Origin of the sequence: Sellimonas intestinalis, from assembly GCF_001280875.1 — a bacterium.
GTDB classification, from domain to species: domain Bacteria; phylum Bacillota; class Clostridia; order Lachnospirales; family Lachnospiraceae; genus Sellimonas; species Sellimonas intestinalis.
Map to the genome: position 1 here is coordinate 116615 of NZ_LGAJ01000005.1, position 24487 is coordinate 141101.

A 24487-nucleotide genomic window follows, 5' to 3' on the forward strand; every position below is an offset into this window, starting at 1 on the left:
ATGAAAGAATTAAAAATTTTTTTATTTTTCTGTCTGCTCTATTTGTATTTTTAGAAATGCGATTGTATTTCCTGGCGGAACTGGCTGGGCGTTGTGTGATAAGCCGCCTTAAACTGTTTTATAAAATAGGAGCAGGAGGAAAAGCCGACTGCTTCGCTAATATCCTGGACGCTCATCGCAGTCGTCAGGAGCAGCTCCTTGCCTTTTTCCAGCCGGATCGTCGTCAGAGCCTGGATCGGCGTGACATGATATGAATTTTTCATACACCGGATCATGTGAACTGGATGGAAATTAAATTTTCGAGCCAGATCCTGCATAGTAAAGCTAGTGTGATAATGATTTTGCATATACTGCATAATTTCGGCCGCCAGGTCGTCAGGCGCGTTACTGAATTTAGAATCGGTGTTAAGCAGATTCAGGATATTCAGAAAGTGTTGCTGTTGTTGAAGCGGGTTGAGCCGGGTTCGGAATTTTTCGGTAGCATTACTGTATTTATTAATCGAAAACATCAGAAGCGGTTCAATAAAACTTCTTAGAAGTTTCCCTTTTTCCTCGGTAAGCTGTATGTATTTAGGAAGAGTAATATAAAACATCGTATCGCGGAATAATGATTTATTGACAATCTTTTTAGCAGGATGAAGGTGTTCGGATTCATAGTAGGAGCCTGCGCAACCCATATGCAGCCAGTAGAATTTCGTCTCAGAATCACACAATTTATATCCTTGATGAATTTTGTCCGGGGACAAAATAAGGAGTTGATTTTCGTCTATTATATAATGTTGATTTTCTTCCATAAGATAGAGACGGCCGGAAACAACAAACAGCATATCAAATACTCCGATAGAAGATCGTTTTTTGTGTCTGTCTCCCCGTCTATATAGTGCTTCTCCCGCAGAAATAAAGTGAGGAGTGGGAGGGCTTTCAAAATGCATATAGATCATAGAAGGACTCCTTTCTGAAAAAGAGAATGTTAAAAATATTATATTATATAAATAAATTTATGCTAAATTTATCATAGAAACATGTTAATAGTATACATTGAATTTCTCATGTGCGCAACCTATAATCTGAATATAGAAGAGATATTTAGCTAAATATTGACAACAAAGCGACAAATGAAGAGAAGGAGGAAAGATTATGAAAAAACGAAGAAACAGACTTATTTCTATTGCACTGAGTATTGGGCTTTGTGCCGGCTTGGCAGCATGTTCGGGAAATAGCGGCAGTTCGGATTCCGGCAAAAAAGAGGATGGAAAGACCGAAGTTACAATCTGGATCAGAGAGCAGATGGAAGCACCGGTGACAGCAGCGGTTGAACAGTATAATAAGCAGCAGGATGAAGTGCAAGTAAACGCCGTGGTTTATCCGGATTCGGAACTGACGGACCAGCTTACCCTTGCGATCTCCTCCGGAGAAGTACCGGATATTGTATCTCTGGATGATATTCTGGCGCCATATTACAATTCCATTTCCGCGCTGTCAGATGTATCGGAAGAGTTTGAGGCACTGGATTTTAAAGATGCGTTCAGTGAAGGAATGGTAGAGCTTGGACAAAGTGACGGTAAGCAGTATGCGATTCCGTTTGCGCCGGATGTTTCCGTTATGTTTTACAACAAAGAACATTTTAAGGCAGCCGGACTGGACCCGTCCAAAGGACCAGAAACCTGGACAGAGCTGGTTGATTACGCACAGAAGCTGACGAGGGACGGACATTATGGGTACACTTACGCGGGCGGCGGTGAGCAGATGTTTACGTTTGTTCCGTTTATCTGGAGTAATGGAGGAGATTTGTTGAGTGAAGATGGGAAAACCTGTCTTCTCAATCAGCCGGAGGCCGTAGAAGCTCTTGAACTTTATAATGATCTGACGAATGAGTACCATGTGACTCCGGAGGGCGTGACGACCTATTCCTGGTCGGAATCCCAGGATGCTTTCTTAAGCGGTAAGGCAAGTATGACAATCCTTGGAAATTCTCAGCTTTATACTTTCCTGACAGAGTATCCGGACTTTGACTTTGGAGTATCACTGATTCCGAGATCAGACGACGGAGAATACTCCTCTTTTGGAGGCGGCGATTTGATCGCTATTATGGATCAGTCTAAACATAAGGAAGAGGCATGGGACTTTGTGGAATATGTACTGAGTGAAGAAGTGCAGGTAGAGCTGTTTGCAAAGAACGGTCTGCTTCCGGCAAGAACAGATTTGTTTGACAATGAATACTTCAATGAAAAGGCTGAGTATTATGATGTGCTGAAACAGGCGCTGGAAGTATCGAGAGCTTCCAAATCAGAAAAATATAATGAGATGAACCAGCCGCTTGTTAATGCAACACAAAGCTGTCTGATGGGAAAGGCAACGGCCAAGGACGCCTTTCATAATGCGGCAAAGGAAATCGATGATATTATGAATTAGTGCAAAAAGAGTGCCTGGGAAGCAGAATTGTCCGGAAAGGCACTCTTTCCTGAATAAAACAAGGAGGTGCAACATGAAAAACAAAAAAGGGAAACTGCACAGATCCGTGATTCCGTTTCTCTTCATCTGCCCGGTGATTGTGATGAACCTTATATTTTTCTGTCTTCCGTTTTTACAGTCGCTTGCCATGTCGTTTTTTGAATGGCCGCTGCTCGGTGAAAAAACATTTGTGGGACTGGGAAACTATCAGACACTGTTGGCGGACGATCAGTTCCGGACGTCGTTACTCTTTACAATGAAGTATACACTGTTTGTCACACCGGCACTGTTTCTCATGGCGTTTATTCTTGCTCTTCTGATTGATGGGAAGTTTAAGGGTGTGACGCTGTTTCGGACCATCTATTTTTCACCGGTCGTCATTTCTATGACGTCCTGTAGTCTAATCTGGCTTTGGATTTATAACGATCTGTATGGAATTTTGAATTATATTCTTCAGAAGCTTCATATCATTGATGAAGCAATTCTGTGGATGGGATCAGAAAAGACTTCACTTCCGGCGATCGTATTTATGATTACGTGGAAGATGGCAGGATTTTCGATGCTCATTATTCTGGCAGCCTTTCAGTCTGTGGACACAGAGGTTTATGAGTCCGCCGCGATTGATGGCGCATCCAAAGCCAGACAGTTTTTTCATATTACATTACCGATTATCCGTCCCCAGGTGGGGCTTGCGCTGATCATGTCTGTAATAGGATCGGTACTGGCCTTTGAACAATTTCTGATTATGACAAAAGGTGGACCGACGGAGACAACTACGACGCTGGTACATTATATTTATAATACATCGTTTAAATATTATAATTTTGGATATGGATCTGCCATGACGATTGTGCTGCTGATGATCATGTTGGCGCTGAGTTTTGCTCAGATGAGACTTTTGAAAGATCCGACAGAATAGAGGAGGTGCGGCATGAAAAGAAAACATCGAACGGCAAAATTCATCACCAATTCGATCCTGGCATTGATTATGTTAATGCCGCTTTACTGGACGTTTATAACAGCATTAAAAGATAAAAATGAGATTTATGAGCAGCCACCAAGCCTGTTTCCGGAAAGAATCAGTTGGGGGAATTTTCAGGAAATTCTCATGAGGAATGACGGCGTATTTTTGACTTATCTGAAAAATTCCATTGTGACGACCGTGGTGACTATGATTGTTGTAGCCATTGTCAGTCTGTTGGCAGGATATGCATTTTCCAAACTGAAAGTAGCAGGAGGGCGCATTTGGATGTTACTAATTATTGCGGCGTTGATGATACCATTTCAAACCCTGATGATTCCGCTTTATTCCATTATGGCAAACCTGCATTTGACCAATACGAGGCTTTCCATGATCCTGATTTATGCCACGTTTCAGACCCCGTTTGCGGTATATATGATGAAAAACGCATTTGATATGATCCCGGATGGGCTGCGGGACGCGGCGAAAATTGATGGGGCAGGGGAGATGACGGTATTCTGGAGAGTCATGATGCCAACGACCTGGTCATCGATCGCAACGATTTTCATCTATTCCGCCTATACGACGTGGAATGATTACCTGATTGCGGTTGTATTTGCAAATAATGAAGCGATTAAGACATTTAATGTAGGATTGACGAATATGGCCATCGGACAGTATGGAACGGAATGGGGACTTCTGACAGCCGGTTCCCTGATTGGTCTGGCGCCCATTATGGTGTTGTTCGTATTTTTACAGAAGTACTTTATCAAAGGGATGCTCGGCGGAGCAATCAAATAGACAATGGAGGGAAACGCAGGTATGAAAAAAATGCAGATGATGGGGATCAGGGAAGTGATGCCCCTGGGCTGGTTAAAGGAGCAACTAAAAATTCAGGCAGGAGGCCTTTCTGGGAAATTGCATGATATGTGGGACAGTCTGGGAAGCTATAGTGGATGGCTTGGAGGAACAGGTGAAAACTGGGAGCGGGCGCCGTATTTTTTGGATGGAATTATCCCGCTTTCCTGGTATCTGGATGACGAAAAACTAAGAAAGACCGCAGAGAAGTTTATAAACTGGACGTTACAGAGCCAGGATGAAGAAGGAAACTTTGGACCCAGGGCAAGTAAGGAAGACTGGTGGTCCAGAATGGTAATGCTGAAGGCCTTGATTCAGTATTATGAAATCACGGAGAAACCGGAGATTCTTGTTTTTATGCACCGGTATTTTCATTATCAACGAAAGCAGCTTCCAAATCGGCCTTTGGAAGGCTGGGGGAAAGCAAGAGCTGCAGATCTTCTGGTCTCGATAAAATGGCTCTATGAAAGAGATCCTCAGCCGTATCTGAGAGATCTGGCAAGTCTGGTAATCGACCAGGGAGAGGACTGGAATGATTTTTTCTCAAATCTTCCATTTGTGAGACCGACGGAGTGCTATTATAATTGGAAGAAGATGGAGTTTTTCTCTAAGGATCTTCTGATGGATCTGATGCAGTTCCACCAGACACATATTGTCAATGTGACGATGGCCTTGAAGTATCCGGCACTGGTGACTTATTTCCGGGATCAGGGCGGAGAAGAAATATTAGAAAAGGCGATCCAGGATCTGACCCGGTTTCATGGCGTTGTTACAGGTGCTGTCAATGGGGATGAGCATCTGGCAGGGAATGATCCGGCCCGTGGAGCGGAGCTTTGCTCGATTGCGGAGTATATGTTCAGTTTGGAAATGAGTCTGGAGATTTTTGGAGATCCGAAATATGGGGACTTACTGGAACGGCTGGCCTACAATGCGTATCCGGCTATGTTTTCGGAAGATTATACGGGACATCAGTATCTCCAGCAGGCCAATCAGATTCGGGCAACAAACGAGGAACGTCCTTGGTTTAATAATGAAAAAGACTCCAATACATACGGCCTGGAGCCCAACTTCGGATGCTGTACGGCGAATATGCATCAGGCTTGGCCGAAGCTTGTGCAAAGTCTCTGGTACAAAGAAGGGGATACGCTTGTTTCTATGGTGTTTGCACCTAGCCGGCTGTGTACAGGCGAGGGCGAGGAAATGATTGAAATAGAAACAAAAACGGACTATCCGGCGGGACTTCAAGTAGAATATCTTATTCACAAAGCAGGGAATGTGCCGATAAAGTGGAAAATACGGATTCCGGGGTGGTGTGGACGATTTCATGTTACGATCAATGGCGAAGAAGAGGCCGTGCGGACACAAGACGGCTTTCTGATTCTGGAAAGACAGTTCCAGACAGGGGATGTGGTGACAGTAGCTTGGGAGGCTCAAATCAGATGGTCGGCCTGGTATCGAGACAGCATTGCTATCGAGAGAGGGCCTCTTGTCTTTGCCTTGAATATGCAGGAAAATTGGAAAGGATTCCGGGAATGTGGAGGAGTCACAGACTATGAGGTGACATCGGACACACCATGGAACTACGCTCTTGCGAAAGAGGGAGAAGTCAAAGTATTGGAACAGATGATGGGGAGAATCCCGTTCCAGAAAAACCATCCCCCGGTTGTATTGAAAGTAAAAGCCAGAAAAGTCAAAGAATGGAAAGCGTATGGGGGCAATACGGGAACCATTCCGACCAGTCCGGTGCGTACAGAAGAACCAGAAGAGGAGATCACGCTGATCCCATTCGGTTGTACCCATTTACGCATTTCACAATTTCCATATTATGAATAAGACAGGAAAATGAGTCCTCCGGAAACCAATCCGGAGGATTTTTACTGTAAAAGTATTTATAAAATCATAATAAAGATATTTGGGAAGAAAGGATCATTTCTTTTGGGACGAAAAGATGATATAATGAAATTGTGAAAGGAGGAGTTATTATGCGGATTTTCTTATGCGGCGGCGGAGACGGCGAGCAGACGCGAATGGCGAATCAGCGGCTGGATCAAATTGTGGATCACACGAAGCCGCTTCTTTACATCCCGCTTGCCATGGAGGGTAATTATGAAAGTTGTCAGAAATGGATCCAAGGTGAGTTGAGAGAGGTACGTGTGCCGGCGATTGAAATGGTGAGAAGCGTAGAGGAACTTTTCAAAAAAGAATTGGAAAAATACAGCGCCATATTTATTGGTGGCGGAAATACATACAAATTGCTGAGAGATTTGAAAACGAGTGGATGTTTTGGGAAAATCAAAGCGTATATTGAAAATGATGGAATTGTATTCGGGGGGAGTGCCGGGGCGATTCTTTTTGGATATGATATTGACAGTTGTGCAAGTATGGACAAAAATGAGGTTGGGCTCATGGATACAAAAGGATTTGATGTATTGAACGGGATGTCTTTGTTCGCCCATTACATGAATAAGAGTTCCTGTTTGTCGGAGAAAGAGAACGAAGCAAGAACAGTAGAATATACAAAAGCATTACTCCATTTTTCTGAAACCCGTGGTCCTGTGATTGCATTGCCCGAGGAGGATACACTTTTTCTGAACGGTTTAGCTATCGAGATCATTGGGGACAGCCCGTATTATCTATTTGAGAATGGAAATCGGCAGGAATTGCACCCGAAAATGTCAATCACATGGAAGAGAAACTAGAAACAAAATAAGAGGAACATGAATTTTGATTAAAGTTAGATTTTATGAAAAGGCGGATGACAGTCGCCTGAAGTTTGCAGTAATCATTACAAAGCATGATGGGAAATGGGTTTTCTGTAAGCACCGGGAGCGGGAGACGTATGAAGTTCCTGGCGGACACCGGGAAGCGGGAGAGACAATCGACGAGACGGCAAGGAGAGAGCTCTACGAGGAAACCGGGGCGACAGATTTTGATCTTTTTCCGGTCTGCGTATACTCGGTGGCGGCTGCATATGACAATGGGAAAGAGGAAGAAGAAACGATGGGGATGCTCTACACGGCGGAAGTAAGGGAATTTGAAACGGAGCTCCACAGTGAGATCGAGAAAATTTTGATTACAGAAGAGTTACCACAGGACTGGACGTATCCGGAGATTCAGCCAAGACTGATTCGGGAGATGCAAAGGAGGGAGAATCTGGAAATCCCGTCAAAATAGATTGTGACGTATCGGAAGAATTGTGTTACAATAATGGAAGAAAAATTCAAAGAAAGGGTGTGTACCGTATGACTCAGGAAACATTAAATTATGTAGTAGAAAAGACGAAAGAACTGATTGCCGCTCCATCATGCAGCCAGGAGGCAAAAGACGCGGCTCAGGCATGGCTTGACGCTGTCGGAACAGAGCATGAAGCCAAGGAAACGAAGAACTATATCGCTGAGCTGGAGGAGGACATTGTGACGGCAGATGGGCTTGTTGCATTTGCGGAGTCTGAGGCAGGTGCTCAGGTATTTGGTGTAGAAAAGGCAAAAGAAGTTGCAGCTCATGGAAAGGAGCTTGTTGCCCAGGGAAAGCCATACTGTGACTGCCCTGCATGTGCGGCTGTAGAAGCAATTCTTTCAAAAAAAGATGAGCTTCTGGTATAAATGAAATCATAAAGAAACATGATATTATCAGGGATGATGATTCTCCGGCCTTCTGAGAGTTGGCCGGAGATATTTTTCTTCGACGATTCTTGACACTGTCACCATGCTATTTTATGATAAAGACGTATTAAGGGGAGATCGATGATGAGTGAAAAACAATTAATAAGAAAGTTGAGAAAAATAACGGCTGTAATGATTGGTATCGGCGTTATTTTGCTTGTTGGAAGCGGTCTTCTTAACGCATCGTTGGGTAGAGTACAAAAGAGAACAATGACAAGTCAGATGATGTCGGAGGCTGAGGAATATCAGGCGGGTGTGCTCAGGAAAGTGAATTCGGATTTACAGACGCTGCAGACACTGGCGAGCTTTTTTAAATTCAGCAACACGATCGATAAAATCGACGCGGAGGCTTTTGCCAAAGGTCTCTATGAATCCAATAATCATAACAGCTTTATTCGGATGGGGTATTTCACACGGAACGGAGAGGGGATTCGTGTGACTGCCAATCAGAACATCGAAAGAGATCTTCGGGTGGAAAATCTGGAAACAAATTTTCAGGAAGTGATCGAACAGGCATGGCAGGGAGAAAGTGGAGTCTCCAAAATGTACTATGACGATTCGATGAAGAAGCAGGTGTTTGGCTATGCAGTGCCCGTTTATGATGGAGACGAGATCGTCGGAGCGCTTTGCGCAACCGACGGAGTCAGTGCGTTTCAGGAAATCCTGGATGATAAGACAACAATGAATGGCCATGGCCATATCCATATGATCGGCAAGGAAGGGAAGTTTTTGATTAGAACGGGAGAAAATCTTGTTGACAAAAAGGTAAGCAACATTTTTGAAGGAGACTATATTACCGAAAAGGAACAGAAGAAAATCAAAACAGCTATGGATGCGGACAAAGGTGTGTTCAGTGAGTTCGTATACGATGGGACGACGTACAAGATTTATCTGGAACCGGTGGGAATGAATGGATGGTATCTGTTTTGTGTAGATACGATGCATGGTCTCAATGCTCCGGTTTATCAGATGCTTCAGGTGACGAGGGTTGTGTTTATTACTTTACTGGTGATGAATAGTTTTCTTATTTTTTATGTTTACACGATGCTACGGAAGAATAACAAACATCTGATCCGACTTGCCTATTACGATCCCCTTACCGGGGCGTATAATGCGGCGCGCTTCATACAGGAAATGACAACAGTGACGCAGGAGTCCGGCGAGTATAGCGTCGGAGTACTGAATATCCATCAGTTTAAGTTTATTAACGAAATTTTCGGAAGAGCACAGGCGGACATGCTTTTATGTTATATCAGGCAGGTTCTGGAGAGGAACATCCGGCCGGGAGAGTATTTTTGCCGGGATACGGGAGATTTTTTCTGGATCATGCTTTTGGAACAGGACGAAGAAGTAATCAAAAAAAGAATATACATGATGATGAAGGAGATCAGCGCCTTTTCACTGGGGCAGCATCATAATTATCAGATTCGTCTTTATTGCGGTGTTGCGGTTCGGAGGGACGACAGTTCCGCGGAAATGATGATGACGCACGCAATGTTTGCCCTCCAGACCGCGAAAGGGTCGGACCGGAACAACGTGTGGGTGTACGATGTGGAATTACATGAACAGGAAATTTTGCAGAATTATATTGAGAGTCATATGTATCAGGCGCTGCGGGATAAGGAGTTTCGGATGTTCCTGCAGCCGAAGTTTGATGTAAGAACCGGGCGGATTGGAGGAGCGGAGGCGCTTGTCAGATGGTTTACGGAAGAGGGGAAAATGATTTATCCTAATCAGTTTATTCCGCTGTTTGAGAGCAATGGGTTCTGCGCCCGTCTGGATATGTATATGGTAGAACAAGTCTGTCGTCAGATACGGAAATGGACAGATGACGGGATAGAGCCGATCCCGATATCAGTGAACCAGTCAAAGCTCCTTTTTTATGAGGAGGATTATATCGAAAATCTCTGTGGAATTTTGGAAAAGTATCATATTAAGAGCGAGCTTATTACACTGGAAATTCTGGAGGGGCTTGCGGTAGGAAATATGGAAGAATTGAATCGTAAAATCGATCTGCTGAAAGAAAAAGGATTCCGTATTTCCATGGATGATTTTGGAAGTGGATACTCGTCTTTTAATACACTTGGAAGGATTCATATTGATGAGTTGAAAATGGATCGGGTGTTCTTGTCTGCGATCACGGGAGAAGAGGGAAAGAGGCAGGAGATTATTATGGCACAGGTAGTGGATTTGGCTAAGCGGCTTCAGATTTCGACTGTGGCAGAAGGCGTGGAAACAGAACAGAACGAGGCATTGATCCGGCGTCTGGGATGCGACTATGGACAGGGATTCTACTACAGCAGGCCGGTAAGTACGGTGGAATTTGATGAAAAGTATATGAAAATAAAAAGAGGGAGTGCGGCTAATGAATGAAAAAGAAAGTGCAAGAATGACCTCAGACAGAAGTCCGGTTCTACAGACGTTGATTCAATTTTATGAATATGCGTTGAGCAGGCGGGACGTGAAACGGGCGGCAGAATTACTGACAGAAGACGTCTTTTTCGTGGGAACGGCAGAATCCATAGCTGACAGGCAGAATTTTGAGCGCTCTTTCAGGGAAAAGCTCCGCCATATACCGAACAGGACGTTATATGAGATTTCCGATTACAGGGAAAAAGCGCGAGGAGAGAATACGTGGGACTGTTCCTGTAAGATCCATCTGATTCTTCCGGACAGGAAAGAACGTTACATGGCGAAATTGACTGCTGTTGTACTGCGGGAGAACGGTGTTTACAGAATTTCTGTTTTACACAGAGGCTATATCCAGAAAGAGGAGCGCTTTCCGTTCCACATTCTATCGGAGCCGAGGGGAAAGCTGGATCAGATTTCGAAAAGGGAGATCTGGGACATGATCTGCGATGTGATGCCGAATGGGCTGATCGGAGCCTACATGGAAGAGGGGTATCCGATCTATCTGGTGAGTGACAAGCTTCTGGAGCTGCTTGGATATACATACGAAGAGTTTATGAAAAAAACGGGGGGCAATGTACTGAACCGCATCTGGAAAGAGGACCTGGAAGAAGTGATGGCTGCTGTGAAACGGCAGTGCAGGGAAGGAAAAGAGTTTGAAGTCGAGTACCGGATGCTGAAAAAAGACGGGAATTTCCTTTGGGTGTACGACAGGGGGCGCATCATTGACATTCAGGGAGAAAAGAAGGCGGTCATCAATTTGATTGTGGATATTTCGGAAAATGTCCGCATTAAGAATCATCTGTTCATGGAGTCCGTAACCGACCCGCTCACCGGACTTTATAACCGCAGGGGAGGTGAGGTCATGGTGACACAGCGGTTCGGAAACGGGAATCCATATATTTTCCTGATGATGGATATTGACAACTTCAAAGCGGTTAATGATATTTACGGGCATCACGAGGGAGATGAAGTGTTGAGGTATATAGCGGACTCGCTGAGGCAGTTCTTCCGGCGGGACGATGTGGTGATCCGGATCGGCGGGGATGAATTCGTCGTGTTCATTTACCCTTGTAGCAGTGTCGCGGCTATTGAGCAGAAGATTCAGAAGATCAGTGAGAGGTATCTGAGGAAGATTGAGCAGGAGTATCCACTGAGCCGGTCCTCCCTGTCTTTTGGCGGCGTAAAATATAATCGCACAACATCTTTCCTTGAGCTTTATAAAAGAGCGGATCAGGTATTATATAAAGTGAAGCATAATTGCAAAGGACAGTTCAAGATTGTGGAGATGAAGACAGAATAAAGAAAATGAACTGGAGGAAAGGCCTGGTAGAGGGGCGGACAGAATATGTGACAGGAGTGGTGTGATGTTTGGATATGTGACAGTATGTGAACCAGAACTGAAAATCAAGGACTTCCGAAAATATCGGTCCTATTACTGCGGTCTGTGCCAGACGCTGAAAGAGAAATACGGTTTTTCCGGGCAGATGACACTTACCTATGACATGACCTTTGCAATTCTACTTCTGACCTCACTTTATGAATGTGAGAGCAGAATAGAGCAGCACAGGTGTAAGGTGCATCCGGTGAAGAAGCAGACAATGAGGCGAAATGAAATGACTGAATATGCGGCGGACATGAATCTTCTGCTGGCGTATTATCATCTGGAAGACGACTGGGCAGATGAGAAAAAGGCAGCGGCGTTCTTTGGAAAGGGTGTTTTGAAAAGGAAAGCCTGTTTTATTATTGAGGAATATCCGCGCCAAAGTCGGATCATCCAAAAAACACTGCGGGCGATCCGTAAATGTGAAAAGGAGAATTGTACTGACCTGGACCGGATTTCCGGATATTTTGGCCGGATGATGGAGGAGCTTTTTGTCTATCGAAAGGATGTGTGGGAAAAGACACTGCGAAAAATCGGATTTTTTCTCGGCAAGTTCATCTATTTGATGGATGCGTATGATGATTTAGAGGAAGATAAAAAGAAACATTGTTACAATCCGCTCATTCCTCTGTCGGAGAAACCGGACTATGAGGAGAGGATCAAAAGGATTCTCTGTATGATGATTGCGGAGTGCAGTGCAGAATTTGAGAAGCTCCCGTGTCTTTTGGATGTAGACATTTTACGAAATATCCTGTATGATGGAGTGTGGAATCGTTATAAGCTGATTCAGATGAAAAAGAAGGAAAGAAAGGAACAGGAGAATGTCGAAAAATCCGTATGATGTTCTGGGTGTTCCCCAGAATGCATCTGACGAAGAAGTAAAAAAAGCATATAGAGAACTGACGAGAAAATATCATCCTGACGCCAATGTGAATAATCCATTGGCAGATCTTGCAGAAGAGAAGTTCAAAGAAGTGCAGGAAGCATACGATGAAATTATGAAAGAACGTGCATCCGGAGGAAGTTCCGGCGGCTATTCTTATGGTGGAGGTTCTTCCTACGGTGGAGGGAGCACTGACGTGGAGATGCAGGCGGTTTTTAATTATATCAACAGCAGACGTTACCGGGAGGCATTGAATCTGCTCGACCGGATGCCGAACCGGACAGCGATGTGGTACTATGCGAGCGGAGCAGCGAATGCCGGGATTGGCAATCTGGTAGTGGCAAGAGAACATGCCGCCCAGGCAGTGAATATGGAGCCGAATAATGTGCAGTACCGCCAATTATTAAATCAGCTTGACTGGAACAGCAGAAGATATCAGAACAATCCATATGGAGGCGGTTATGGAGGAAATTCTTCCTGTGGTACCGGAAATATGTGTTGTGATCTGTGGCTTGCGGACAGCTTATGTGAATGTATGGGAGGAGATCTTTGTTCATGCATGTAAAAGGAAAGATGATGGCATTTTGCGGACTCTTTCTGGCGCTTTCGGTCGTATGTATGTCGCTTGGAAGCGTCATCGAGACGAACACACTGTTTCTTCTGGCAGCAGCTTCATTTTTCGTGGGGATTGTCATCCGGGAATTCGGGATGAAAGCGGGCGCGGCTTTTTATGTAGCGGACGTCCTGCTGGGATTTTTGATTGCTCCAAACAAGTTTTATGTCTTCTCTTTTGCGGCGATGGGACTCTATATCGTGATAATCGAGGAGGCATGGAGATTTCTGGGGCGATCTGCCAGCACTCAGCGCCAGTCCCTTTTTTGGGCGGTTAAGTACGTTGTGTTTAACGTTATGTACATTCCGATGCTGGTGCTTTTTGATGAGATTCTTCTCGGAGGAAAGAAACTGTCTTTCGCTATGACAGCAGGGATCTGGCTTGCAGGGCAGATTGCCCTGTTTCTCTATGACCGGGCATACGAGTATGTCCAGTCACATGTCTGGACAAAGATCCGGGGAAGGATGTTTTAAAAGCTGAATATAGAAGAACTGGAAAATAGAACAGCCAGCCGAACCAAGGGCAGGACGCCGGTGCGGCTGGCTGTTTTTATATTTGTGGATTTATCATAAACCGGTGCAAATTTTACTTTGCAAGCTGGTAGATGGCTTCCAGATAGAGTTCCATCCAGGTATCAATCAGACGGACATGAAGCCCCTCATTCTTTTCGTGCATAGTGTTCGGCTGACCAGGAAGAAGTGCTCCAAAAGCGACGCAGTTTGGCATTGTCCGTGCGTAGGTACATCCCCCGTCTACTTCCGGCTTGGCGTTTATATCTCCGGTGATCCTTTTGTAAACATCCATCAGAGTCGTGACAAGAAAACTGTCACGTGGAATCAGGATAGAATCTGTAGCATACTCGTGTTCCAGAGAAAACGGGGTCTTTGCAATCGTTTTCTGGACAGCTAGTGTGACATCATGGCAGGAGTATGTAACAGGAACACGATTATCAATGGAAAGAATCAGTCTGTGATCTCTCACAGTCACTTTTCCGACATTAAAGGTCAGGGAACCGGATTCATTGTCTGAAAATCCTGCTCCGATGTGTTGCCCGGAGAGATCTTTTCCAATATATTTCATATAAAAATCAGCCGCTGCTCCAAGATCACCCTGGAGGTGCAGAGAATCAACCGCAGCCATGGCACCAGTGATTGCATTGATTCCCATTTCCGGACGGGCAGCATGTGCCGCTGTTCCTGAAACAGTGAGATGAATCCCGTCCTCAGATGCCAGCATATCAAGTTTGCAGCCGTACTCTTTTTCAAGAGCAGACTGATTTGCGAGCAAATCAGAAAGGCAGGAAGATGGCAGGAGTACAGTAGCTGTTTCCGGTACGGAATTGACGGCATTGCCTCCGGAAAAAGAGATTTCCCCGGTAAGCGGCATGGTAAGTTCATATTGTAAGACGCCTTTTTCTGCGTATTTCAGCGGAAACTCAGCGTCGGGAGTGAAGGCGAGATCCGGGAATGGTACGTGTTTTTGGTTAAAATAGTAATCCATACATCCCCAGTTGGTTTCCTCATTCGTTCCTACGATCAGCCGGACTTTTTTGCCCAGAGGGATCTGTAAATCTTTCAAGATTTTCATAGCATAGAGACAGACAATGAGAGGACCCTTGTCATCCAGCACGCCTCTTCCGTAGAGGATACCGTCAATGATTTCAGGAACATAAGGATCGCAGATCCAGCCTTCTCCGCATGGAACAACATCAGCATGACAGAGGATTCCCAATGTCTTTTCACCTTCACCAAATTCAATGTGTCCAGCGTAATTGTCGAAATTTTCAACATGAAATCCCATGTTTCTTCCCAGATCCAGCACATATTGAAGTGCTTTGGCGGGACCTTCTCCGAAAGGCATTCCGCAAGCAGGGCGTCCTTCTGTACTTGGAATGGAGACAAGTTGGCAGATACTTTTGATGATGTTTTCTTTTTCAGCTTGAATAGATTGTTTGAAATTCATAGGATACTCCTTTACATTTAAAATTACTTTACACTTTTTTTCGACTATATTAAAATAAAAACTAGAAAGATTCAGAAGGGGGTGTACATTTGAAGGAAAAGCACTATATTACGAGAAAAGAACAGGCAGTTTTGACGAAGAAAAAAATATTTGATACGACAATTTTCCTGATCCGGAAAAAAGGATACAGTAAAATAACGATTCGTGAAATCTGCCAAAATGCGGAAATTTCCGTTGGTACCTTTTATCTTTATTTTCTCTCCAAAGATGACATCCTTCTGGATTTATATTCCAAGGTAAACCAGAAGCTTCAGGACAGTGCGGCGATCCAGAACAATGATACACCGGAGAAAATGCTATTATTTTTAGTGAAAGCTTTTTGGGAACAACTGGAGGTCTCTTTCGAGAAAGAGCTTTTAAGTGAGATCTATCGAATTACGCTGTCACAGAAGAAAGACATGCTGCTTTCCGAAGGACAGCCGTTTTTCCAACTGCTTTGGGAGGCGTCAGGTTTGTTTTTGAAAGAAAAGAGCATTGGTGGAACAGCGGGTCCGGACCAGCTTGCAAAGTCGATAGCTGTAAAAATTCAGGGCTATCTCTTTCACTGGCTGGTCACGGAGGACATCTCTTTTTCCGAAACGAGAGAAGAATGTTTGGAAGATTTAAGGCAGTTCCTTACAAATCTTTACATAACCGGATAATATTGATAATGACTTCCACCGCTTTTTCCATTGTCTGGGCAGAGATATATTCAAATACGCTGAAGCCATTTTGTTCCCCGGAGAAGATATTCGGACAAGGGAAACCGGCAAAGGAAATGACAGCCCCATCTGTTCCTCCCCGCACGGGAACCAGCTTTGGCGTAATTCCGGCCATCGTAACGGCTCTTTTCGCGGTTTCCAAAATTTCCGGATGGTCGTCAATTTTTCTCTTCATATTCAGATAGTAATCATCAATCTGTACTTCAAAAGTACCTGCGCCATAGTGAAGATTCAGATATGAGGCAGTTTTGGCAAGAAGTTTTTTGCGTTCTTCATATCGGGCCGCACTGAAATCACGGATATGGTATGTCATAATACATTGGGATACGTCTCCACGGATATCACTGACATGATAATATCCCTCATAGGAGTCCGTGTTTTCCGGCATCTCGCTCTCCGGGAAACAGGAGATAAACTTATGTGCCAAAAGAACCGCGTTTTTCATCGTATTTCTGGCCACGCCAGGATGAATCCCATGTCCATGAATCGTTACTGTTGCGGTAGCCGCATTAAAGTTCTCAATATTGATTTCACCAAGCCCTCCTCCTTCGACTGTGAATCCGAAATCGGCAGGGATCTCTTTCAAATTGATATAATCTGTACTGTATCCTAACTCTTCATCAGGAGTGAATACAATATAAAGGTCACCGTGTTTCAGCTCCGGGTGCTCCGTCACGTAACGGACCGCTTCCATGATTTCTGTGATACCCGCTTTTCCGTCCGCGCCAAGCAGAGTAGTACCGTCTGTTACGATGAGATCTTCCCCTACATGGGAGAGGAGTTCCGGATATCTGGAAGGACTTAAAACCAGATTCTTACGTTGATTCAGGATAATGTCACCGCCATCATACTCTCTGACAATCCGCGGGTGGATATGTTCGCCGATGACCCAGGGATTCGTGTCAAGGTGTGCCAGAAAAGCCACAGAAGGCACGGGAGTGTCCAGATTGGATGAAATTTTTGCGTATAAGAAACTATTTTCATCTACCCGGACATCGGTCACTCCGAATTCTTTTAGCTCCTCGCACAAGAGATCAGCCAGAAGACGCTGATTTTCATTACTTGGACAGCAGGATGCCTGATCGTCCCCCTGTGTGTCGATGGATATGTACCTGAAAAAACGGCTGATTATTGGCTTCATAGTCATCTTCCCTTCTGTATACATTTCGGTTTGCATTTATTGTTTCTATCATCATATCACTAAATATAGATTTCAACAATAATGAGAAAAGAAACAGCCGTGGTATTTTCTGCTACCTCGCAAACAGCCAGATAATATTGCGGATGATCTCGGAAGCCTTCTCCATTGACTGAATGGTACAGTATTCATAGATGGAGTGGGAGTTGGCGGATCCCATGAAAATATTCGGGCATGGAATTCCCATAAAGGAAATACTGGAACCATCCGTACCGCCGCGGATCGGAAGAATGACCGGTGTGACTTCTGCCATTTCCATCGCTTTGAGCGCATAGTCTTTTACTTCCGGATATTTTTCCACTTCTTTTCCCATATTAAAATAATAGTCATCTACTTCTACACAGAACGTGTTTTCACCATAATACTGATTGAGGTGGTCCGCAATTTCCTGTACCCGTTGTTTTCGGCGTGCATATCCCTCATCCGTGAAATCGCGCAGAGCGATCGTCAACTGGGCACGATCCACAGTGCCATTGATATCGGTGACATGATAAAAGCCTTCGTATCCATCCGTATTTACCGGACTCTCTCTCCATGGAAGATGATTGATAAAATCATTGGCGAGAAGGATCGCATTTTTCATTTTTCCTCTTGCTTCACCCGGATGGATTGCGGTGCCATGGATTGTGACGATAGCAGTCGCGGCATTGAATGTCTCAAAGTTGATCTCACCTAACTCGCCGCCGTCCATCGTATAACCGTATTTGGCAGGTATATTCTCGATGGGAATATACTCTGTACTGTTTCCGATTTCTTCGTCCGGGGTAAAACAGATCAGGACGTCCCCATGAGGGAACTCTGGATGGGTGCAGAGATACTCTGCCGCATCCATGATTTCGGCTACTCCTGCTTTGTCATCCGCGCCAAGAAGGGAATTGCCGTCAGTTACAATCAGGTCTTTTCCGATGCTGTTTTGGAGAGAAGGGAATTCTTCTTTGCTGAGAATGATCTGTTTGTCCTCATTTAAAACAATGTCTGTACCGTCCCAGTTTTCTATAATTCTCGGATTTACATTGGCTCCGCTTTCGTCAGGCGCCGTATCCAGATGAGCGAAAAAAGCAACCGGCGGAACCGGGTGATCCTGGTTGGAAGGAATTTTGGCAAATACATAGGATTTATCATCCATCCAGGCATTCTCAATTCCAAGAGCCTTTAATTCATCTACAAGCATCTGGCCAAGGACAAATTCATTGGAGGAGGCCGGAACAGTTTCGGCTTCCCAGGTGGATTGTGTATCAATCCCGACATAGCGGAAAAAACGTTCTACAATAGGTTTCATGGAAATTCCTCCTTTATACCAGTCCCAAATATGGAGATACAATCATTACAACAGTTCCTACAAGTAGTAATACGGTGGAAAACTTAATGGAAAGTTTCAAAAAACGTTCATATGGTACATTTGTCAGTTCCAGAGTACCCATCAGCGGAGCATTTGGATAGACAACAAACCAGAAATTAAATCCTACCGTAAAGGCAGAAACAAGGAGCATCTGTCCGGCCTCGGTACCGATCGAAGAACCCGCAAACAAAGCCATTGCTACAGCGCCAAGTACCGGCATGGTAATACCGGAAGCGGAGCTTGTTCCAAGAGGAAGAAGTCCGACCAGAATGTAAGCAATAACGGCAGCCACAATAAATGCCCAGACCGGAACATCTTGAAGCGCGCTCTGAATCCAGTATACAAATGTGATTCCCATACCTTCTGTACTGGATCCCATGATTTCGGACACACCACGGGAGACGGCGACAATAATGGTAAGGGAACACAGATCACAGCATCCCTGTATGAAGTTATCTACAAAGTCTTTTAATGTCATTCGATTGACAAGAGCTACCAGTACCGAACCAATCAAAAATACAATAGAAAATTCATCAAAGTACCAGTCTCCCAGATAAGTAAACTTGTCCGCACCAAGGAAATTTCCAAGAGCCGGGACATGATCCATCATCCACATGGCAGGATAATTCACGACATCGTACATAGTTTTACCATCGGAGAGTTGGATAGAACTCCACGGAATATAGCCTAAAACAATAATAAGAACCATAAGACCGAAGATGATAAGAGAAATCACGCGCCGTCTGTTCAAGGGAAGAGCCCCACTCTCCTCCTTGCCGGAGCGAAGGTCTTTAATTCCGGTACAACCTGCGATGACAGAGCGTTCTTTATTCTTTTTGACAGTTTCCGCATACCGGATTACCATGAGTGTTCCGACAATATACATGACGATAAACAAAACCATACGCATGACAATACCGGTTCCAAGGGAGAGATCGGAATTACCGATGGCAGCCACGGCTGCGCCGGTAGCATACGGATTGACGACAGAAGCCATATTTCCGATGGCGGCGCCGCCGAAAAGAACCATGATTCCGGTTACAACATCATATCCGGCAGTCACACAGAGAGGAATCAACACGAGAGCGTATGCAGGGAGCTCTTCACAGGATCCGTATACGGTTCCCATCATGGCAAAGATAAACATCAAGATAGCGATCAATTTTTTTCCGCTCAATTTTTTCAGCAGTGCGCCGATTCCTGCGTCAATCGCCCCCGTTGCATTGATGATTGCCAGAAACGCACCGGAAATCAAAATGGAAAAATTGACGTCGGCTCCTGACTGGAAGCCTTTGATTGGGGCGAGAAACAGATCCCAGATTCCGGCCGGCTGAGTTCCGGCATTTTTAATCAGTTCCCCATTTTCTCCGGTCATGGTGTTGTAATGCACGACCTGTTCGCCGGCGTCATTGACAGTAACAGTGGACACTGGAACAAACCAGGTCAGTACAACGATAAAAGCCAACACAATAAAAAGAATGATGAGTGCAGGCGGTAAAGACAGTTGTTTTTTCTTTTTCTTTTCAGACATTTTTTCTTCCCTTCCTTTTTCTTGTTAGTTTTCCCAGTAGCGTTTTAAGAATTTCTCCGCATTTTCATAACAAATTCCCCCAATTTCAGAAGCGCTAAGTCCGTGCCTTTCCAGAGCCTGGATCAAGTAGGGCATGTCTTGGCAGCCCCGGATTTCCATGTCTTCTTCCACACCGTCAAAATCGGTTCCAATCGCCAGAACCTCATGCCCGCCAACATTTTGTATGTGACGAATATGTGGAAGCATGGCTTCGACAGTACTGCGCCCGGTTTTCTGCAAAAATTCTCCTCCGAAATTCAGACCAATAACGCCGCCTTTCTCCGCAATTTTCCGGATCATTTCATCCGTAAGATTTCTTGGATGGTTCAGGATTTCACGTGCATTAGAGTGTGAGGCAATAAATGGGCGTTTGCTGTGGCTAAAGACATCTTCAAATCCTCCATCGGACAGATGGGAGACATCGATGATCATACCTAGTTCTTCCATTCTGGAAACGACGTCCAGACCAAATGGCTTCAGTCCCTTTTGCCGGTACTTGGGAATGATATTGGGATAACCAATGCAGTTTTCATAATTCCAGGTCAGTGTCAGAATACGAATTCCCTTTTCGTATAGAGCATCTAACCGCATGAGATTGCCATCCAGAATTCCCCCTTCTTCGACGGTCAAAAATGCAGAGAGCAGGTGGCGCTTCCGATTTTCCTGATAGTCTTTGAAATTTCCCGCAAAAGCAATGTGCTCAGGATGGCGTTTGATTTCATGGTGCAGAATATCCGCCATGGCAAGGGCATCTTCGTAGAAACTGTCTTTTACACACGATCCCTCCAGCCATAAAAAACATGCGAAAAACTGTGCGGCATAACCTGATTTTAATAATCTGGACACATCGATTTGACCGTTGTTTTGCCAGAGTGATTCATTGGAATCCGGATGCTGGGCGATATCATATAAACGCATCAATGTGTCGCAATGAAAGTCAATAAGGTTCATGCGTCCCTCCTTTGTATGAAGTATTTCAGAGAACTGAACAAGTTTATTGAATGTATTCGGTGAACATGTTCAGCTATCTTGTAACAAGTATTTTATAATAGATTCGTTATTTTAGTCAATTAATTTGTTAAAAAGAAAGAATTTTTGTGAATTACTTATGAGAAGGTGGAAATAAATTTGGGTATTTAGACGAAACAGAACAGAACGCAAGGAAAAGGGGAAGCCTTTTGCTTGACCCCAAAAGCAAAGAGAGGTACACTTTTCTTAGTCTTATTTTTACGAAAGAGGAGTCGAAAGCGATGTATATTGCGGATTTACATATTCATTCTCGTTATTCCCGGGCGACAAGCAGGGACTGTACGCCGGAGCACCTGGATTTATGGGCGAGGAGAAAAGGAATTCATTTGGTAGGAAGCGGGGATTTCACACATCCGGCCTGGAGAGAGGAGTTAAAGGAAAAGCTGGAGTGGGATAAAAACGGATTCTATGTTCTGAAAGAGGAATACCGGATTCATGAAGATTCGGCGCCGGACGATCAGATCCCGCGGTTTGTGATTACCGGGGAGATCAGCTCGATTTATAAGCAGGACGGGAAAGTGCGGAAGGTACACAGTCTGATTCTGCTTCCCGATCTCGAACAGGCGGAGGTGATCTCCCGGAAACTGGAAGAAATCGGAAATATCCATTCCGACGGCAGACCGATTCTTGGTGTGAGCTGTCACGATCTGTTGGAGATGATTCTGGAAATTTGCCCGGAGGCGATCTATGTGCCGGCTCATATTTGGACGCCGCACTTTTCCATGTTTGGCGCCTTCTCCGGTTTTGATTCTGTGGAGGAATGTTTTGGAGACCTTGCAGGACATATCCACGCCGTAGAGACAGGGTTATCTTCGGATCCTCCGATGAACTGGAGAGTGTCCGCGCTGGATCGGTTTCAGCTCATTTCTAATTCTGACGCTCATTCTCCGGCGAAGCTCGGGAGAGAGGCGAATCTTCTGGATACCGAGCTCTCCTACGAGGCGCTGAAAACAGCACTGGATACTGGAAAAGGACTTCTTGGGACGATCGAATTTTTCCCGGAAGAGGGCAAGTATCACATGGATGGGCACCGCAAATGCGGGCTTTGTCTCAGCCCCAAGGAAACAGTACAATACGGCGGGATCTGTCCGGTATGCGGGCGGAAAATTACCATTGGCGTGTCCCATCGGATTGAGCAGATGGCAGACCGGGCGGAGGATTACCAGAAGCCTGGAGCCAAGAGGTTTGAAAGTCTGATACCGCTTCCGGAGATCATCGGGGCGGCTGTCGGGCATAGCGCCGCGAGCAAGGGCGTGCAGAGACAATATCAGGAGTTGACCAGAAGGCTGGGCGCAGAGTTTGAGATTTTAAGAAATGTCCCGGTGGAGGAGATCCGTCGGATTTCCGGGCGGTTGATTGCGGAGGGTATCGAACGGCTTCGGTTAGGGAAAGTCCGGTGGAATCCGGGCTTTGACGGCGAGTACGGGAAGGTTCAGATATTTGATGAAGAGGAGCGGGGCGAAATCGCAGGACAGATTGATTTCTTAGGTACGTTGGGACTGACAGGGGAAACAGAGAAGAAAGATCGGAAAAAAGACGTAGAAATCAGCCGGGAACTGGCTGTCGTACCTGTAGTGGAAAAGAAGAGTTCCGAGAAAAAGCGTTTATCTAAGGAGAAGCGTCCGGAGGCACTCAATCCAGAGCAATCACAGGCGTCTGTATCCGGAAAACGACGGATTGCCGTTATCGCGGGACCGGGAACCGGAAAGACAACACTGATTGCCAGACTGTCCTTTTTGCTGGAAAATAAAAAGGTGCCGCCAGAAGAGATCACAGCCGTGACGTTTACAAACGAGGCAGCGGGCGAAATCCGGGAGAGGATAGATAACCGGGATATACAGATCGGAACATTTCATGCGATTTGTCTTCAGTTCCTGAAGGATCGGGGACGAAGTGTTTTCCTGGCGGACGAAAGAATATGTATCGGACTGGCGAAAGAGATTCTGGCACAGTACAGGATCGATGAGGAAGCAAAAACATTTCTTGCCCAGACGGAAGCATGGAAAGCAGATCAGATTCTGGGAGGAAGGACAGGCGATCGTAAGTCAATGACCATAGAGCGAAACCGGGAAGCAGCGTACCGGGCTTATGCCGCGGCAATGCGGGAGAAAGAATGGTACGGGTTTGAAGATCTGCTTTTGGAGACTGTACGGCTTCTCAAGGATCACCCGGATGAAAAGAGGTGGAGAGCGCCGTTTCATTATCTTCTGATCGACGAATTCCAGGATATCAATCCGATACAGTACGAACTGATGAAAGAGTGGAATCAAGGCGGCACCAGCCTGTTTGTGATCGGGGACCCGGATCAGGCGATCTACGGATTCCGTGGGGCAGACGCTCTTTGTTTTGAACGGCTGAAGGGGGATTTCCCGGAACTGGAAGTGATCCGGCTGTATGAAAATTATAGGAGTACACCTCAAATTCTTGATAGTGCCCTGACAGTGATTTCAGAAAATCCGGGTGAAAAAAGAATCCTGCATCCGAATAGGGAGGACGGAGAAAACGTGCGGCTGATACAGGCAGCAGGTGAAATGGGAGAAGCGATCGCCGTGGCGAAAGAGATCGGACGGATGGTTGGCGGCGTCGGGATGCTGGAGGCGCAGAGAACCTCCGGGGAGAAAGAACGGAAGGTGCGAAGTTTCCATGAGATTGCGGTTCTTTACCGAACGCACAGGCAAGGGGAACTTTTGGAAACATGCCTGCGAAAAGAGGGGATTCCTTATGTGGTGGCAGGAAGGGAATCGTTTTTAAAGGACGAGAAGGTGCGCTTAAGTGCTGCGTTTTTCCGCTGCCTTCTGGATTCGGGGCAGACTGCCGTAAGAGAAGAAGCAAGTCCTCTTTTTTCAGATGAACAGGGAAACCCTCTTGGAGAGCTACTGTTCATGGAGACGGTACGGTCCTGGCAGGAGCGGATTGCAGGAAAAAGTCCGGCGGAGATTCTGAATGAATGGATTCATGAGATGGGAATGGAAAAAGTAAAAGCAATGGAGAAGTTATCTCAGATCGCGGTATGCTATAAGACACTGGAAGAATTACTGCAGATGCTGGAGTTTGGTGTGGAGAGCGACTTGAAACGGTGCGGGGACAAGCAGTATACCGCCGAGGCTGTCACTTTGATGACACTCCACGGTTCCAAAGGTCTGGAGTTCCCGGCAGTGCTCCTCTATGGGGCAGAAAAAGGCAGAATTCCATTGGAAAGTGAATACTACGAGACGGACTGGGAAGAAGAGAGGCGGCTTCTATATGTAGGTATGACGAGGGCAAAGGAAGAGCTGGTGCTGACCTCGACAGGTGAAACGAGCCCATTTCTGGCAGAGATTCCAGAACACCGGATCACAAAAGAAACAGCGGGCCCGAAAAAACAGCAGGAGACATGGCATCAGATGAGTCTGTTTGAGTAATCCATT

The 24487-nt window shown here is 45.4% G+C and carries 20 protein-coding genes; 14 read left to right on the forward strand and 6 right to left on the reverse strand.

The features are described from left to right. Positions 1-50: 50 nt before the first annotated feature. Positions 51-941, reverse strand: coding sequence for a helix-turn-helix domain-containing protein (locus AOA56_RS06395; protein ID WP_024731775.1), 891 nt, complete (start codon positions 939-941; stop codon positions 51-53). 196 nt (positions 942-1137) lie between these two features. On the opposite strand from AOA56_RS06395, the gene AOA56_RS06400 reads away from it, so the two are divergent. The 12 genes from AOA56_RS06400 to AOA56_RS06455 all read left to right on the forward strand — a co-directional run bounded on the left by AOA56_RS06400 (position 1138) and on the right by AOA56_RS06455 (position 13694). Next, a complete protein-coding gene (locus AOA56_RS06400; RefSeq protein WP_024731776.1) occupies positions 1138-2412 on the forward strand; it encodes an ABC transporter substrate-binding protein in 1275 nt (424 codons plus the stop codon). 73 nt (positions 2413-2485) lie between these two features. After that, the gene (locus tag AOA56_RS06405; protein WP_024731777.1) at positions 2486-3370 is read left to right on the forward strand and encodes a carbohydrate ABC transporter permease; all 885 of its coding nucleotides are present in this window, start codon (positions 2486-2488) and stop codon (positions 3368-3370) included. 12 nt (positions 3371-3382) lie between these two features. After that, complete coding sequence (locus tag AOA56_RS06410) at positions 3383-4213, forward strand: carbohydrate ABC transporter permease (RefSeq protein ID WP_048620686.1); 831 nt, start codon at positions 3383-3385, stop codon at positions 4211-4213. Positions 4214-4234: 21 nt separating this feature from the next. Continuing rightward, positions 4235-6103, forward strand: a complete 1869-nt coding sequence (locus AOA56_RS06415; protein ID WP_152334137.1) for a beta-L-arabinofuranosidase domain-containing protein — start codon at positions 4235-4237, stop codon at positions 6101-6103. A gap of 149 nt (positions 6104-6252) precedes the next feature. Further along, the gene (locus AOA56_RS06420; RefSeq protein WP_053769209.1) at positions 6253-6969 is read left to right on the forward strand and encodes a Type 1 glutamine amidotransferase-like domain-containing protein; all 717 of its coding nucleotides are present in this window, start codon (positions 6253-6255) and stop codon (positions 6967-6969) included. A 25-nt stretch (positions 6970-6994) separates the two neighbouring features. Further along, positions 6995-7444, forward strand: coding sequence for an NUDIX hydrolase (locus AOA56_RS06425; RefSeq protein WP_053769210.1), 450 nt, complete (start codon positions 6995-6997; stop codon positions 7442-7444). Positions 7445-7512: 68 nt separating this feature from the next. Next, a complete protein-coding gene (locus AOA56_RS06430; RefSeq protein WP_024731781.1) occupies positions 7513-7872 on the forward strand; it encodes a hypothetical protein in 360 nt (119 codons plus the stop codon). 141 nt (positions 7873-8013) lie between these two features. After that, positions 8014-10305: a bifunctional diguanylate cyclase/phosphodiesterase gene (locus AOA56_RS06435; RefSeq protein WP_082349884.1), complete on the forward strand. Its 2292-nt coding sequence runs from the start codon at positions 8014-8016 to the stop codon at positions 10303-10305. Then, positions 10298-11644: a diguanylate cyclase domain-containing protein gene (locus tag AOA56_RS06440; protein ID WP_053769212.1), complete on the forward strand. Its 1347-nt coding sequence runs from the start codon at positions 10298-10300 to the stop codon at positions 11642-11644. Before AOA56_RS06435 ends, AOA56_RS06440 begins: the two co-directional genes overlap by 8 nt. 64 nt (positions 11645-11708) lie before the next feature. After that, entirely contained in the window at positions 11709-12566 is an 858-nt protein-coding gene (locus AOA56_RS06445; protein WP_024731784.1) for a DUF5685 family protein, read from the forward strand. Further along, positions 12547-13173 (forward strand): DnaJ domain-containing protein, encoded by a 627-nt coding sequence (locus AOA56_RS06450; protein ID WP_024731785.1) that lies wholly within the window; start codon positions 12547-12549, stop codon positions 13171-13173. The genes AOA56_RS06445 and AOA56_RS06450 overlap by 20 nt, the downstream gene beginning before the upstream one ends. Continuing rightward, the gene (locus AOA56_RS06455; RefSeq protein WP_024731786.1) at positions 13164-13694 is read left to right on the forward strand and encodes a hypothetical protein; all 531 of its coding nucleotides are present in this window, start codon (positions 13164-13166) and stop codon (positions 13692-13694) included. The genes AOA56_RS06450 and AOA56_RS06455 overlap by 10 nt, the downstream gene beginning before the upstream one ends. Positions 13695-13806: 112 nt before the next feature. On the opposite strand, the gene pepV is transcribed toward AOA56_RS06455, so the two are convergent. Next, on the reverse strand, positions 13807-15183 hold the full coding sequence (pepV, locus tag AOA56_RS06460; protein ID WP_024731787.1) for a dipeptidase PepV: 1377 nt from the start codon (positions 15181-15183) through the stop codon (positions 13807-13809). An 89-nt stretch (positions 15184-15272) separates the two neighbouring features. On the opposite strand from pepV, the gene AOA56_RS06465 reads away from it, so the two are divergent. Next, positions 15273-15884: a TetR/AcrR family transcriptional regulator gene (locus AOA56_RS06465; RefSeq protein ID WP_024731788.1), complete on the forward strand. Its 612-nt coding sequence runs from the start codon at positions 15273-15275 to the stop codon at positions 15882-15884. On the opposite strand, the gene pepT (AOA56_RS06470) is transcribed toward AOA56_RS06465, so the two are convergent. From pepT (AOA56_RS06470) to AOA56_RS06485, 4 genes are all read right to left on the reverse strand, one after another. After that, positions 15859-17085, reverse strand: coding sequence for a peptidase T (gene pepT / locus AOA56_RS06470; RefSeq protein ID WP_053769213.1), 1227 nt, complete (start codon positions 17083-17085; stop codon positions 15859-15861). The genes AOA56_RS06465 and pepT (AOA56_RS06470) overlap by 26 nt on opposite strands. A gap of 112 nt (positions 17086-17197) precedes the next feature. Then, a complete protein-coding gene (gene pepT / locus AOA56_RS06475) occupies positions 17198-18421 on the reverse strand; it encodes a peptidase T (protein WP_053769214.1) in 1224 nt (407 codons plus the stop codon). Between the two features lie 13 nt (positions 18422-18434). Continuing rightward, the gene (locus AOA56_RS06480; protein WP_048620695.1) at positions 18435-20012 is read right to left on the reverse strand and encodes a YfcC family protein; all 1578 of its coding nucleotides are present in this window, start codon (positions 20010-20012) and stop codon (positions 18435-18437) included. Between the two features lie 24 nt (positions 20013-20036). Next, the gene (locus AOA56_RS06485; RefSeq protein ID WP_053769215.1) at positions 20037-21002 is read right to left on the reverse strand and encodes a dipeptidase; all 966 of its coding nucleotides are present in this window, start codon (positions 21000-21002) and stop codon (positions 20037-20039) included. Positions 21003-21301: 299 nt separating this feature from the next. On the opposite strand from AOA56_RS06485, the gene AOA56_RS06490 reads away from it, so the two are divergent. Further along, positions 21302-24481: a UvrD-helicase domain-containing protein gene (locus AOA56_RS06490; protein ID WP_053769216.1), complete on the forward strand. Its 3180-nt coding sequence runs from the start codon at positions 21302-21304 to the stop codon at positions 24479-24481. Positions 24482-24487: the final 6 nt, after the last annotated feature.

Coding starts and splice junctions, on each gene's coding strand:
- AOA56_RS06395 (WP_024731775.1), bottom strand. CDS start 941: ATGATCTATATGCATTTTGAAAGCCCTCCCACTCCTCACTTTATTTCT.
- AOA56_RS06400 (WP_024731776.1), top strand. CDS start 1,138: ATGAAAAAACGAAGAAACAGACTTATTTCTATTGCACTGAGTATTGGG.
- AOA56_RS06405 (WP_024731777.1), top strand. CDS start 2,486: ATGAAAAACAAAAAAGGGAAACTGCACAGATCCGTGATTCCGTTTCTC.
- AOA56_RS06410 (WP_048620686.1), top strand. CDS start 3,383: ATGAAAAGAAAACATCGAACGGCAAAATTCATCACCAATTCGATCCTG.
- AOA56_RS06415 (WP_152334137.1), top strand. CDS start 4,235: ATGAAAAAAATGCAGATGATGGGGATCAGGGAAGTGATGCCCCTGGGC.
- AOA56_RS06420 (WP_053769209.1), top strand. CDS start 6,253: ATGCGGATTTTCTTATGCGGCGGCGGAGACGGCGAGCAGACGCGAATG.
- AOA56_RS06430 (WP_024731781.1), top strand. CDS start 7,513: ATGACTCAGGAAACATTAAATTATGTAGTAGAAAAGACGAAAGAACTG.
- AOA56_RS06435 (WP_082349884.1), top strand. CDS start 8,014: ATGATGAGTGAAAAACAATTAATAAGAAAGTTGAGAAAAATAACGGCT.
- AOA56_RS06440 (WP_053769212.1), top strand. CDS start 10,298: ATGAATGAAAAAGAAAGTGCAAGAATGACCTCAGACAGAAGTCCGGTT.
- AOA56_RS06445 (WP_024731784.1), top strand. CDS start 11,709: ATGTTTGGATATGTGACAGTATGTGAACCAGAACTGAAAATCAAGGAC.
- AOA56_RS06450 (WP_024731785.1), top strand. CDS start 12,547: ATGTCGAAAAATCCGTATGATGTTCTGGGTGTTCCCCAGAATGCATCT.
- AOA56_RS06455 (WP_024731786.1), top strand. CDS start 13,164: ATGCATGTAAAAGGAAAGATGATGGCATTTTGCGGACTCTTTCTGGCG.
- pepV (WP_024731787.1), bottom strand. CDS start 15,183: ATGAATTTCAAACAATCTATTCAAGCTGAAAAAGAAAACATCATCAAA.
- pepT (WP_053769213.1), bottom strand. CDS start 17,085: ATGAAGCCAATAATCAGCCGTTTTTTCAGGTACATATCCATCGACACA.
- pepT (WP_053769214.1), bottom strand. CDS start 18,421: ATGAAACCTATTGTAGAACGTTTTTTCCGCTATGTCGGGATTGATACA.
- AOA56_RS06480 (WP_048620695.1), bottom strand. CDS start 20,012: ATGTCTGAAAAGAAAAAGAAAAAACAACTGTCTTTACCGCCTGCACTC.
- AOA56_RS06485 (WP_053769215.1), bottom strand. CDS start 21,002: ATGAACCTTATTGACTTTCATTGCGACACATTGATGCGTTTATATGAT.
- AOA56_RS06490 (WP_053769216.1), top strand. CDS start 21,302: ATGTATATTGCGGATTTACATATTCATTCTCGTTATTCCCGGGCGACA.